This is a genomic window from Corallococcus sp. AB049A (assembly GCF_003668885.1).
Taxonomy (GTDB): Bacteria; Myxococcota; Myxococcia; order Myxococcales; family Myxococcaceae; genus Corallococcus; species Corallococcus interemptor.
The window spans coordinates 1-488 of sequence record NZ_RAWL01000965.1 but is presented as its reverse complement, the minus strand read 5'-3'; the positions used below and the strand labels follow the sequence as shown (position 1 = coordinate 488).

The following is a 488-nucleotide window of genomic DNA, read 5'->3' as shown; positions in this document are numbered from 1 at the left end:
CCGATGGCCGCCGCCCCCGTGCCTCCGCGCGCCGCGCCCACCTCGGCCCTGTCCGAGGCCAGCTTCCAGAACCCCGGCGTCGCCGTGCCCCGCGCCGCGCAGCCTCCGGTGCCTCCCATGGAGCCGCGTCCGGGCTCCGCGCCCACGCCGGCCTACGGCACCGAGCCGCTCATTCCCCGCCCCCACGCCGCTTCGGCCCAGCCTCGCGGTAACGCCGCGGTCCCGGGTGCTCCCGGTCTTCCCCGGATGGACGCCCCCGCGCAGGCCCCGGCTTCGTCCGGTCTTCCCCATCGCGAGGCCTCCGGACCGTCGGCCGCCGAGCATTGGGATGCACCCCAGGCCTCGTCCGGCCTGCCCGTGATGGATGCTCACCGGGACGCCACTCCGGGCCTGCCCGTCATGGACGACCCGGCCATCCTGCCCCCGCTGGAGACGCCGGCCTTCGCGACGTCCCCGGCGACCGCTCCGGGAGTGTCCCGCATGGAAAC

Annotated in this window: 1 pseudogene; it reads left to right on the top strand. The window is 77.0% G+C overall.

The annotated features are described in order from the left end of the window. Positions 1 to 117: 117 nt before the first annotated feature. Positions 118 to 488: pseudogene (locus D7X55_RS43855) on the top strand (hypothetical protein); the annotation flags it as partial.